We start from the raw sequence: 12277 nt of genomic DNA on the forward strand, positions 1-12277 counted from the left end.
AACCGATCGAATTTCCGGGGAAGTCTATGAAAAACAAGAGAAGATAGCAATCTTGATCAGGGAGGAGCAACGAGTGACAATAGCGAAAGTGATACCTCCCGACCGGGGATCGCGGACTTCCTCTCTGTTTTTCGAAGAAGTTTGATTCATGCAGAGGGATTCCTTCAGAGAAATTCTGTTCCCGAAGTCGGACAGGTGAACGCTGAAAAGGAGAATGGCATGCGGGTGAAAAAACTGTTGCATACGAGAATGCGGGTGAGTGACATGGAGCAGACGCTAGGCTTTTATCGAGAGGTCCTTGGGCTGGAAGTCGTGGAGCAAAAGGTGTCGCCACGAGGTTCGCATCTGGCATTTTTGGCTGTCCCCAATAGTGAGGAATTGATTGAGTTGTGCAGTTTTCCGAGTAGCGGGACGGTCAAGGTTCAAGAGGATCTCGTGCATTTGGCCTTTGAAGTGGAGGATTTGGAACAGACGATTCAGGAACTCCAAGCCAAAGGTGTGCCGATCACGGATGGCCCCACCCAATCTTCATCCGGCAGCCGGCTTATTTTTATCGATGCGCCGGATGGCTATGAAATTGAGTTGATACAACGGCCCGAGGGCGTCGCCATCGTCTGATGATTAAGGTGGCAAAATAAGAGGTGATGGATACACCCATGCGGACTTCTCAGGTCCTCTCCGACCAACCCGGTCGCTTGAGTGGAATATTGAATAATCTTCCCAAGCAACCAGGGGTCTATCTTTTTAAGGATCGACGAGGCGACATTATCTATATTGGAAAAGCCGCCGTGTTATCGGACCGGGTGCGATCATATTTTCAACATGCATCCGATCTCACGCCTAAAAACCGGGTGCTGTATTCGCAGATCGCGGAATTGGAAACGATCGTCACCCACTCGGAATTCGAAGCCCTCATTTTAGAAAGTAATCTGATCAAGCGGCATCGCCCACGGTTTAATGTGGTCCTCAGGGACGATAAACAATACCCCTATCTCCGGTTGCCGATTCACGATGATTTCCCGAGGCTGTCGATAGTCCGCCGGGTTAAACAGGACAAGGCGTTATATTTTGGTCCGTATGTCCCCACGGGAGCTATGCGCGACACCCTGAAAGTTATTCGCAAGGTGTTCCCCCTGGCCACCTGCACGATCGATATTAATGGAAGCGCCGAGCGGGCATGCCTGGAATTTGAAATCAAGCGTTGCATGGCTCCTTGCACGGGAAATCAGACGAAGGAAGCCTATCATCAGATTGTGAAGCAGGTTCGTTGGTTTTTAGAAGGACGGGACACGGAATTGCTCGAGTCCTTACGATCAGCCATGCAGGACGCGTCGGAGCGGGAAGCGTTTGAAGAAGCCGCTCGGCTGCGTGATCAAATAGGGAACATTGAGCGGATGTTGGCTAAACAACGGGTGGCACAAATAAACGCCCGGGAGCAGGATATCGTGGGATTGGCCAGAATGGGAGGGGCCGTGGATGTCCAGATGCTGTTTGTGCGAGGCGGCCTGTTGATCGGCCGTCGGGATTTTTTCTGGTCAGACGCTCACGGCGTCACGGATGAAGAACTGGTGAGGTCGACCCTCGAACAGTTTTATGCCAAAACAGTCGTGCCTCCCAAAGAGGTGTTGCTTCCTGTGGGTTTTGACGATCAATCGCTCGTCCAGCGGTGGCTGTCCGAGAAAAAAGAGAAAGCCGTTCGTGTGCTGGTTCCTGAGCGAGGGGTTAAATATGAATTACTCCAGCTCGCACAGGAAAATGCGGCGGTATCTCTGAACGAACATCTTCGGGTGCAAACCGAATCCAGTGAGTCGGTGGAAGAACTTCAATCGCTCTTAACGCTGCCACAGATTCCGACCCGCATTGAATGCTTTGATATCTCCAATACCATGGGGACTTATTCAGTGGCGTCCATGGTGGTTTGGGAACAGGGCAGAATGAAGAAGTCAGATTATCGGCGATTTCGGATTAAAACGGTGGAAGGAGCCAACGACTTTGCGAGTATGCATGAAGTGGTGAAACGCCGATATGGCGGATCGTTGGCCAACAAACCAGGGAAGATCTTGCCGGAGCCGGACCTGGTGGTGATTGATGGTGGAGCCGGACAATTAGGCGCGGCCATGGAAGCGATGGCGGCCGTTGGTCTCTCACGGGTCGCGATTTGTGGGTTAGCCAAAGCGAAGGGTGACAAAGACGAACGGATTTTTCTGCCGGGTCGGAAGACGCCCATCATACTGCCCCTGAAATCACCGGCAACACGGCTGGTCCAAACCATTCGAGATGAAGCCCATCGCTTTGCAATCACCTTTCATCGCAAGCTGCGGGGTGACGCGATGATTCCTCTTCCTTCCCTGCGTTCCGCCAAATCTTCGAAGGGGAGTTCCTAGCTGGTCCTTCCCCAGAGTACAGTGGTGGTGTCGGCTATGGTTGTCGATGCGCACCAATTCCCGCAAAATGTGATCGGGGACTTCTTTGGGAGTGTTGAATAATAAGGATGTTCAAGGGCAAATTGGCCCAGGATTAGCTTACGCATCAAAGGCTCCGGGTCAATTCAAAAAAGTCCCTCCAGCAAGGCCGCAGCCGTTTTGACGCGCGGAGCGTACGCTGAGTACGTGAGCACGGGAAAATGGCGAGAACGCCGCTGGTGGATTTTTTCAACAGACCCTCTTTGAAAACAGGTGCGGGCAGATTTCCGAACTGCTGCCTAGGAATCTTGATTGGAGCAAGTGGGTTTTTCGTTTCCTTGAAAAAAATGAGATGGCTGTGATGAGAGTAGGAGGAAAATATGTGTTTTCTTAAGGTTGTATTGTCCTGTTGTCCATTGTTCGACGAACATGAGGCGTCCCCTTCTCCGCTTTGAAATATTTAAGGTCTGTGAGGGCCTCACCGATGGATACATACATCACGTTTAACGAGGAGGTATGACGGATGCAATGCCCTCGATGTCAGGGAACCATGATCGTCGATCACTTTGTGGATTTGGCCACGAGTGGCGAGATTTGGATGCCTGGCTGGCGGTGCTTGATGTGTGGCGAAATCGTTGATCCCCTCATTGAGCATCATCGTCAACTCCAGCGTGAACATCAGGAAGTGGTTGGTGCCATTTCCGGATCAACCGCTCGTCCTCCCTCACCCCTTTCCGTAAAGTCGCGCAAGGCGAATAAGCGGTCCTTCTAACCGTTCTGTTTTTCCCTTTTCCCTGTGCATTTATGTGCGATCCTATGATCTGAACGGCCTCCTTGCGATTTGCTTGTGGGGTGGGTTTCTCTATGCTAGATTCCTCAGGATGCTGTTGAAAATGCAGCGTTTCTGATCGTCAAATCTGGAGGCAAGCACCCGCACGAGTTTCCGAATTTCTTTATCTCATTTGACACGGAAGAAGTGTTTTCCCATACCGACATTTCATCGGACCTGTGACGAGGAAGCCGGGATGTATTTGTGGCGTAATCATCGAGGCGATCACCGTATTTTCTTTTATAAGGCATAAGCATGGCGCATACGTACGATCATCGGGCTGTTGAAGCAAAGTGGCAGGCATATTGGGCTCAATCCGGAACTTTCCGGGTTCAGGAGGATTCGGACAAGCCCAAATATTATTGTTTGGAGATGTTTCCCTATCCCTCGGGCCGGATACACATGGGCCATGTGCGCGTCTATGCCATCGGGGATGTCGTGGCCCGCTATAAGACGATGCGCGGGTATAACGTGTTGCATCCAATGGGATGGGATGCTTTCGGATTGCCCGCAGAGAATGCCGCAATTGAGAAAGGGGTGCACCCCAACGTCTGGACTCAAGAAAATGTGGCCTATATGAAAGGGCAACTCCAGCGGATGGGTCTGTCTTATGATTGGGATCGGGAGGTGAATACGTCTCAGCCTGAATATTATCGCTGGAATCAGTGGATCTTTGTGAAAATGGTTGAGCGTGGATTGGCGTATCGAAAACGCTCGGCAGTAAATTGGTGTCTTTCTTGTGAGACTGTCTTGGCCAATGAACAGGTCTTGGAGAAAGAAGGAAAAGACGGAGGGGTGTGCTGGCGATGCGAGTCGGTCGTTATTCAAAAAGAATTGGAGCAGTGGTTCTTTCGTATTACATCCTATGCACAGGAATTGTTGGACGGCTGTGAAAGGTTGGGGACCTGGCCGGCTCGTGTGCTGGCCATGCAGCGGCATTGGATCGGGCGGAGCGAGGGAGTGGAGCTGGATTTTCCCTTAGCGGAGACCGTAGCCGGGCTACAGGCGATCCGGGTGTTTACCACCAGACCGGATACCATTCATGGCGCGACCTTCATGAGCCTTGCTCCGGAATCGCCCCTGGTCGAACAATTGATAGCCGGAATACCTGAGGCCGCCGGTGTTCGAGAGTTTGTGACTCGCGTGTCTAGGGTGGACAAAGCGACGCGTACGGCCGCGGACAGGGCAAAAGAAGGCGTGTTTACCGGCGCCTACGCCATCAATCCGTTTACCAAGGAACGTATTCCGATTTGGGTGGCCAATTTTGTGTTGTATGAATATGGGACGGGGGCGATTATGGCCGTTCCCGCGCATGACCAGCGAGATTTTGAATTCGCGAAAACCTATGACATCCCCGTTCGGCTGGTGATTCAAGACCCGGAAGGCCGACTGGGCACTGAAGCCCTGGAATCGGCGTATGAAGAACAGGATGCCGCCGGACTCCTGGTGAACTCGGGGAATTTTTCCGGCATGTCCGTGTCGCAGGCCAAACAGGCCATCGGCGAATATGTGGAAACACAGGGATGGGGAAAGCGAACCATCAATTTCCGGTTACGAGATTGGGGCATCTCCAGGCAACGCTATTGGGGGACGCCCATTCCGATGTTGTATTGTGATCGCTGTGGCATTGTCCCGGTTCCCGAAGGCGACCTGCCGGTGCTGCTGCCTGACGATGTGCCGTTCACCGGAAAAGGTGGGTCTCCGCTTAAGGAATCTCCGTCGTTTTCACAAACCACGTGTCCTACATGTGGCGGTCCGGCACGCCGGGAAACCGATACCATGGATACCTTTGTGGATTCGTCCTGGTATTTCCTTCGTTATTGCTCGCCAAAAGACACTACACAAGCGGTGAATCCCCAAGCCGCACACCATTGGATGGCGGTAGACCAATATGTCGGCGGAATCGAGCATGCGGTGTTGCATCTCTTGTATGCGCGCTTTTTTACCAAAGTCTTACGGGACCTGGGTCTCACAACGGCTGATGAACCCTTCATCCATTTGCTCACCCAGGGCATGGTGACCAAAGAAACCTACTGGTGCGAAGAGCATCGATGGATGCTTCCCACCGAAATCAAAAAAGAGGGCGAGCGGCGGGTCTGTATTCACTGTGGGCGGAGTATTGTGACAGGCCGTACTGAGAAGATGTCCAAGTCTAAAAAGAATATCGCTTCCCCTGAGGACTTGTGCGATCGCTATGGGGCGGACACGGCCAGAATGTTTTCGTTGTTTGCCGCACCACCGGAAAAGGATTTGGAATGGAGCGATACCGGGGTGGAAGGGTGCTATCGGTTTCTCAACCGGGTCTGGCGGTTGGTGCAGGATCTTCTTCCGGTCGTGAATGGGGTGGCTTCCAATCAGGGGTCCGGCGAGTCGGTGCTTCTCCCTCAATTGCAGCGGGCGACGCATCAGACGATTAAAAAGGTCACAGAAGATTTTGAGCGGGGGTTTCAATTTAACACGGCCATTGCGGCTCTTATGGAATTTGTGAATGAGTTGTATAAGTTCTGGAAAGAATTTCCTGGGGAGACCTTAACTGCCGGCGAGCGAGCCGGGTGGCAAACCACGCTGGAAACGTTAGTGGTGTTGCTGGCACCCTTTGCTCCGCACGTGACTGAGGAGTTGTGGGAACTCTTAGGAAAGCGCCCGGGGATGAGCCGGCAGGCGTGGCCGGACTTTGATCCCGTTCTGGTGGCCAGCGCCGAATGGACGATTCCTCTACAAGTGAATGGCAAACTTCGGAGTAAGATCGTAGTTCCAGCCGGTTCGACAAAGGAGCAGATCATTGCCGGCGCTCAGGCGGATCCTAAATTGGTGGAATGGTTACAAGGCAAGGTCGCTCGCAAAATTATCTATGTGGAACAAAAGCTGGTGAATTTTGTCATCTAACTCAGGCCCACCGGGTTGGCTCCTTCAGCGGGTGAGATTCCTGATGAGCGGATGGGGCATCTTGCTGTGTCTGACTGCTGGATGTGGGTATCAATTCACGGTTGAGGGGCCGGGGCCGGTCATCGGGGGGAGTGCCGACCACGTGGCGCAAGGCCCGCCGGTTCGTCTGGTCCTTCCTGTGCTTAAAAATAACAGCTTTGAACCAAACCTGGAATTCAAATACACCAGGTACCTTCGCCAGGCCTTCCAATCGGTCGGAACCGCCGAATTTGTCGATGATGCCTCGGCCGAATTTGTGATGGAAGGCGCGATTCTATCGGTCGGGCTTTCCTCATTAGCCTTTACTCGCACGCAGACACAAGAAAGCCGGGTTATGGTGAAAGTGTTGTTGAAGGTGAAGGATCGGAAAACTAAGAAAGTCCGATGGTCTCAAATCGGAACCGGTACAGCCGAATTTTTTGTGAATGCTACATCCACGTCGGATGCCGAGAGGGGATTGCAATTTAACCGGGTTTTGCAGGACCGGGCGATTGAACAAGCGGGGCAACAAGTGGCTGCCGATTTAGCCGATCAATTTTTGGGGGCCAGGGAGCAGGGGGTTTTTGACAGTAATAGAAAGGCGACCATCCCGGATCCGGAATCGGGTGGTGGTGAATCCCCCGAGATCTCAGCGCCTTACGGAGATCTCATCACTCCAGGGGCTCAATTGCCTTGATTACCTGAATGGTTTGGCAGGATTGTCTGCTTCTTGAGGCGTATTCACCGTGAAAGTTCATGAACTTCAAAGTCAGATCAACCGGCATGGGTTATCCCCTCTGTATTTGGTGATTGGGGAAGAACCCTATTTTCGCGATCAGGCCTTGAGCATGCTTCGTGCGGCAGGTCAGGAAAAGGATGCTTCAACGTCATCGGACCATTCAACGGCCCATGATTCCTCTCAGATGTTTCATGTCGATGTCGTCTATGGCGATGAAACCGATGCGTCCGAGATATTAGCCATTTCGGAAGAGGCCTCGTTTTTTTCATCGAGACGACTCCTCATCATAAAATGGGCAGATAAACTCTCTGCTCGAGATGGGGAAGCTCTCATGCCCTATTTTCAGGCTCCCAATGAAACGACGACGATGGTCATCACTGCAGGAAAATTAGACGGGCGGACGAAATGGGTGCAAGAGCTTAAAAAGCGGGGGACGGTGGTGGAATGCGCCCCCCTATTTGAAGGGCAAAGAGCAGGGTGGGTCACGCAGCGAGCGCGGGAGTTAGACTTGCAGTTGGAAGACAGTGCCCTCGAGATATTGAAGGATCAGGTTGCCGAAGGGTTGTATGGGACCGCCGGTGAATTAGAAAAATTGGTGGCATTTATGCCGGAAGGCCATCGAGTTCGGGCACAAGACGTGGAAACGGTCAGAGGAAAACCGCCGGGTATTTCGGTATTTGATTGGTCGGAAGCCGTTGCGCGAGGGGATCAGGGGCGGGCATTGGATATCGTGGCCAAAAATTTAGAAACCGGCGAAGCACCCTTACGTATGTTGGGTGCCTTTCTGTGGCAGATGCGGAAGATCTGGAAAACGCACGAGTTGATGCAGGAAGGATATGATGCGGGACAGGCCGCACGCCAAGCAGGTATTCCTCCGTTTCGTGCGCGGGAATTTATCCAGCAGGTGCAGCGGTGGAAGCAATCCCACCTCCGTGGAGCATGGGAATTATTCGCTCAAGCTGATTCGGCTCTTAAAGGAGGGCGGGCATCACGTCCGAAGCTCATCCTGGATGACCTGGTCATCCAACTCTGCCGGGCCACCAAAGCCGGTCAAGGCAACAAGGTCTTAGGTGGCCGCATGAAATCTCACAAGGCGTGAGAACCCGTAACCCTTTTTACCGTATTATTTGGGTGAGACTGCGTTGACCCGGGATGCGAGACGGGAAACCCAACGAGAGGCGGTGTTCCGATGAAGCGTGCCTTTGGTTACGGCTTTATGCAGCTCAGAGGTCGCTTCACGCAAAGAAGCCTTAGCCTCGTCGCCCTTGTTCTCTTTGACCGCTCCATGAACTTTCTTGATAAAGGTTCTGACGCGTCGCATGATAGACCGATTGCGTTCTTGTCGCTTCAGAGTTTGACGAGCTGCCTTGATTGCCGATTGATGCCGATTTGCCATATTTTCCTCCAGAAAAAATCGAAGTGTGTTTTCTAACACAACTTTATGAAAGTGGTCAATTGAACGCGGGGTAAATTGTTGGATGCTTAAAAGGCTTTATGCCCTTGAAATATGAGGTTCTCTCGAACAATTAGGTCAACGATCCTCGATGGTCGCGATCGGTATGTGGCTTGCGACACCTATGGCCCTCTGATAAGATTGCCCTCTTCTTCCGCTCGAAACTCCCATGTGATGGTGGGTGTAGCTCAGTTGGTTAGAGCGCCGGATTGTGGATCCGGAGGTCGCGGGTTCAATTCCCGTCACTCACCCCATTTTTCTTCTTTCCTTTCAATGCCTTGACCGTTTTTCCCCGTTGGGGTTCACCAGGGGTGCAACTGTCGCCCTCTGGTGGCCCTACCAAGCGGTCCACTTCCAGCACCGCATTTCGTTCCAATTTCTTAATCCAGTGGCCATAGGTATCCACCGTCAATTGGATGCTGGAATGTCACATTTGCTTTTGGATGTAGACGATATTGGCCCTGTCTTCAATCAAGCGGGTCGCAAGCGTGTGCCGCGGGGATAGAATTCAGAGGTAGGACAACTTTGCCGCCTTCAACAACGGCTTCCACACGCGATCTCGAAAATTGTTCGAGTGAATCATGGATCCGCTTGGCGTGGTGAAGAGCTATCCATCATGGGTCCGGCCATTCAACATCGCTTCCGCTTTTTTGAATCACCAAATAATCCTTTAAGACGGTTATCAGATCTTGCGACAAGTCCACCTTGCGTTTTTGCCGACTTTTCGGCGTGTTCGACAACTGTCCGGCTGTAAAATTTCGGTTTTGTGGTTGAGGTGAAGAGCTATGATTGGATCAGAGGAGAAGGCACTAGGAAGAGCATGGGGTTACCTTCAAAGACCGGGAATGAAGCACGTTTGCAAGTTTGTAAACGCTTTTTGTTTTATTTTAATTGATAAAAAGACCACCAGGCTTATTAGACCTTTCCCTCACTCCAAAATTGCAGACCCCCTATCCCTCTTAGCTGAATTAAGATGGAAATTGCCTTTAAAAATTATTTTGGTTAATTGAACTTTTCCTTTTTTTGTGACATCCAAAAGATAGAGCGCCTACCAGATTTGGAAGAATACTTATTGACCCTCCCCATAGAAAAAACCAAGAGCAAAAAATCTAATGTCATAAGTGTCCGAAAGAGACCTGAAGAGGGTCGATTACAGACCAAGAGCGGCAAAGATAGGCAAAGCAGCTAGAATGGGAAAACACAATACAGGATATGGGATCGCCAGTCTTCCAACAACTTAGACAATCCCCTTTGCCCGATTCCAAACAAGTAAGTTTTCAGTTGTTCTTTTTCATTGATCTGGCTAGGATAGTCTTACCTCCCGTTTGGTCTGACAGGGTATGATTCGAGTATCCCTCATTGTGCTTTTGGTTTTAGCTGGCCTCTCCCATGAGGTTAGGTCTGAGAATCCGTCTCCGGCTACGCTTCTGAATGGAATCGTCAAAATTCAGGCACAGAATTATCTGACGGGTTCCTCGAAACAGGGGAGTGGCATCATTGTGCAGGTCGATCAAGATGGAGTGGTAATTCTCACGGCGTCGCATGTGGTCACCGGGGATCCTCATCCCCGCATTGAATTTTACCAGCATGCGGGAAGGATTCATGAGTCGACCGTAGTGCCAGGATCCGAATTGGACAATGAGCAGGATGGGTTGGCCTTGCTGCGGGTGTCCCCTTCCGACCGGGTACCGTTTGATATTCAGGTCTTGCCTCTCTCACCCTCCAGTGGTGACCTTGTCACAGGAGAAGCGGTCTCGGTCTTGAGTCTCCCGCGAGGGGTGAATGATTGGACGGTATTACACGGGAGTCTTGTAGCACGGCGTGGGCGGGAAATAATAGTTGATGTACGGGGATCAGAAGGGTCATCCGGCGGGGCTATTGTGCGGGGCGGAAAAATGATCGGCGTGGTTCAGCGACTTGATGAATTTTTGCGGGGGAATTCTGCACAAAGTGTGCAGGATTTTCTGGTGGGGTTGGGAATCCGTGTGGTGATTCAAATGCTTCCCCCAACCATGACCGGTGCAGATGGTGCACCGATGATCCTGGTGCCGGGTGGGGAATTTGTGATGGGATCGGACGATCGTTCCTTCTCAGGTGTTTCGCCCGCCCATCGAGTGTATCTGGATGCCTTTTATATGGACCAGTTTGAAGTGACGACGGCACGCTATCACCAATTTATGGAAAAAACTGGCCATGCTCCCCCCCATGATAGATATTGGAAAGTTGGGGGGATTTTGGGGGTTGGAAAGGTTGCTGCCTCAGAAAAATATCCCCAGCTCCCAGTTGTAAATGTCACATGGGAAGAGGCGGATCAATATTGTCGGTGGGCGGGAAAACGCTTGCCCACCGAAGCGGAATGGGAAAAAGCCGCTCGTGGCAATGATGGACGAGCCTATCCTTGGGGCAATGAACCACTGTCTGCGGAACGAACAAGTAAATTTTTATCGTATGGAGATAGCCCTAATCATTATGAATGGATGAAACCAATTGGCAGTTATCCTGGAGGCAAAAGTCCCTATGGAATCGATGATCTGGCTGGAAGTGTGAGGGAATGGGTCGCAGATTGGTTTGATGAGCTATATTATGCGGAGAGTCCGAGAAGTAATCCCCAAGGTCCGCTTGTCGGGCGTGCTGGGACATTTTCTAGCGGCCATGACAAAGTAGTACGTGGTGGAGATCGTGCTTATGACTTTACGTTCCTTTCTGTGTATCGCCAATATGCCCATGTTAGTCATGGTTTTAGATGGGACATCGGGTTTCGCTGTGCCCAGAATCCCTCCTAACCCTTTGGTATTTGGTTTTTTACCCTTTTCCTGTAGACAAAATTGGCGCAGTTTTTAAATCCCTTCCTACGCTGATGACCCGACTTCAATTTTTTGGGGTTGAATTGGTGTATTTGTTTTGGGGGAAAAAATTAATTTGGTTTAAGAAAGGACAAAATTAGGTTGCGGCTGGGCTGCGGAGGTTTCGGACAGATGTCCCTCTTTGCCCCTTACTAAAATTCGAAACCCGTCACTCACCCCATTTTCTCATCTGCACGTGAACTGGCCACCTTTAACAACCATTCACAAAGCCATGATCCCACCTTATTTTCTCAAGCCTGTATCCACTTTGGGCTGTCGACATACATCTAGTGATCCCTCTCCTGGCAAAAAAACGAGATTCCCTCTCGAAATTTCAGCCTTTCTTGCGTCAAGATTACTGCCCAGAAGGGTAGCTATCGATCGGCATCATCAAGTGGGCATAGGGGGTATCCGCCCACATGACCCAAGGACCGCCGGATTTTGAATTAGTGGGGAATGCCTTTAAAAGTGCTTGATCGGGGAGGAGCATCATCATATGGGCTTCTAACCCCTCGACCCAGTCATCGCCTGGCTTGGGCTGGGTTGCAAAGGGATCCGTATTGCTCACAGCAGTATCCCCTTGAAGCATATATGCGATTCCTACCCCCGTATACGTGGGATTCTTCTTATTAGTTAAAGCCTCCAGAAGGTTAAGCCATGGATCATTCACACACCAAGGGTCATTTCCGGGTGTGTCTGGATTATCCGGGAGACACGTCCATCCATTCGTTCCTTCTCGCAAAACGTTCATCTTCCAATCCTTAATGGTGGCATTTTTGGAAATGGAGGCGGGAGCAGCGCTTTCAGCGCTAGCGATGCCGGTGGATTCTTCCGCAAGTGATAGGCCAGGTATAAAGAAAATGAAACAGAGTGGGAGAGAGCATAAATACTTCATGAGAACCTCCTGGGTGGATTCGGACCATGAGTTGTTAATGAAATGACCTCCTCTACCAAGCATTTGGAAGCTACTGTTGACCAATAGTTTATTATTGAGCCAACCCTACTGTAGCTCGCCCAGCATAAGATAAAAGCCCCGTACCTGTCTCCACCATTCTTTGGGTTGCGAACGTTGCGAGCGGGTGTCCCTATTTTGCCCTTCCTGTCCGC

At 51.2% G+C, this 12277-nt stretch carries 10 protein-coding genes and 1 tRNA gene; 9 read left to right on the top strand and 2 right to left on the bottom strand.

The genetic code is table 11. The features are described from left to right. Positions 1–219 precede the first annotated feature (219 nt). The 6 genes from PQG83_RS17195 (at position 220) to holA (ending at position 7973) form a co-directional block, all read left to right on the top strand. Complete coding sequence (locus PQG83_RS17195; RefSeq protein ID WP_312743701.1) at positions 220–618, top strand: VOC family protein; 399 nt, start codon at positions 220–222, stop codon at positions 616–618. Positions 619–656: 38 nt separating this feature from the next. Next, on the top strand, positions 657–2384 hold the full coding sequence (uvrC, locus tag PQG83_RS17200; protein ID WP_312743704.1) for an excinuclease ABC subunit UvrC: 1728 nt from the start codon (positions 657–659) through the stop codon (positions 2382–2384). A 541-nt stretch (positions 2385–2925) separates the two neighbouring features. Beyond that, positions 2926–3174: a hypothetical protein gene (locus PQG83_RS17205; protein WP_312743706.1), complete on the top strand. Its 249-nt coding sequence runs from the start codon at positions 2926–2928 to the stop codon at positions 3172–3174. Between the two features lie 312 nt (positions 3175–3486). Continuing rightward, on the top strand, positions 3487–6117 hold the full coding sequence (leuS, locus tag PQG83_RS17210) for a leucine--tRNA ligase (protein ID WP_312743708.1): 2631 nt from the start codon (positions 3487–3489) through the stop codon (positions 6115–6117). A gap of 43 nt (positions 6118–6160) precedes the next feature. Further along, the gene (gene lptE / locus PQG83_RS17215; protein WP_312743710.1) at positions 6161–6832 is read left to right on the top strand and encodes an LPS assembly lipoprotein LptE; all 672 of its coding nucleotides are present in this window, start codon (positions 6161–6163) and stop codon (positions 6830–6832) included. Positions 6833–6881: 49 nt separating this feature from the next. Continuing rightward, complete coding sequence (gene holA, locus PQG83_RS17220; RefSeq protein ID WP_312743712.1) at positions 6882–7973, top strand: DNA polymerase III subunit delta; 1092 nt, start codon at positions 6882–6884, stop codon at positions 7971–7973. Between the two features lie 24 nt (positions 7974–7997). Here the strand turns inward: holA and rpsT are convergent, their stop codons facing one another. Beyond that, the gene (gene rpsT / locus PQG83_RS17225; protein WP_312743714.1) at positions 7998–8270 is read right to left on the bottom strand and encodes a 30S ribosomal protein S20; all 273 of its coding nucleotides are present in this window, start codon (positions 8268–8270) and stop codon (positions 7998–8000) included. A gap of 234 nt (positions 8271–8504) precedes the next feature. On the opposite strand from rpsT, the gene PQG83_RS17230 reads away from it, so the two are divergent. The 3 genes from PQG83_RS17230 to PQG83_RS17240 all read left to right on the top strand — a co-directional run bounded on the left by PQG83_RS17230 (position 8505) and on the right by PQG83_RS17240 (position 11110). Further along, a tRNA-His gene (locus tag PQG83_RS17230) sits at positions 8505–8581 on the top strand. A gap of 531 nt (positions 8582–9112) precedes the next feature. Further along, positions 9113–9337, top strand: coding sequence for a hypothetical protein (locus PQG83_RS17235; protein WP_312743717.1), 225 nt, complete (start codon positions 9113–9115; stop codon positions 9335–9337). Between the two features lie 330 nt (positions 9338–9667). Further along, complete coding sequence (locus PQG83_RS17240) at positions 9668–11110, top strand: SUMF1/EgtB/PvdO family nonheme iron enzyme (RefSeq protein ID WP_312743721.1); 1443 nt, start codon at positions 9668–9670, stop codon at positions 11108–11110. 415 nt (positions 11111–11525) lie between these two features. On the opposite strand, the gene PQG83_RS17245 is transcribed toward PQG83_RS17240, so the two are convergent. Further along, positions 11526–12065, bottom strand: a complete 540-nt coding sequence (locus tag PQG83_RS17245) for a hypothetical protein (RefSeq protein WP_312743723.1) — start codon at positions 12063–12065, stop codon at positions 11526–11528. Positions 12066–12277: the final 212 nt, after the last annotated feature.

This window comes from Candidatus Nitrospira neomarina (genome assembly GCF_032051675.1).
Taxonomy (GTDB): domain Bacteria; phylum Nitrospirota; class Nitrospiria; order Nitrospirales; family UBA8639; genus Nitrospira_E; species Nitrospira_E neomarina.